The 234-nt window shown below is 34.6% G+C and carries 1 pseudogene; it reads left to right on the plus strand.

The features are described from left to right. Window positions 1-234: pseudogene (locus SB717_RS39710) on the plus strand (radical SAM family heme chaperone HemW); the annotation flags it as partial.

Below are 234 nucleotides of genomic sequence, written 5' to 3' on the forward strand. Positions count from 1 at the left end.
TCAGCACATTTGTCACTATTGTGATTTTAATAAAGTGTTTATTGAACGCCAACCGGTTGATCAATATTTAGATTATTTAGAGAAGGAAATAATAAATACGGTTCAAAAAGTTCCGTTTGATAGTATGAAAACGATTTTTGTGGGCGGTGGAACTCCGACAGCGTTAAATATGGAACAGACAAAAAAATTACTCGAGATTATTAATCGTCATTTGCGTCCGTTTGCTCCGAATTG

It is taken from the genome of Priestia sp. SIMBA_032 (assembly GCF_046535215.1).
Classification (GTDB): domain Bacteria; phylum Bacillota; class Bacilli; order Bacillales; family Bacillaceae_H; genus Priestia; species Priestia aryabhattai.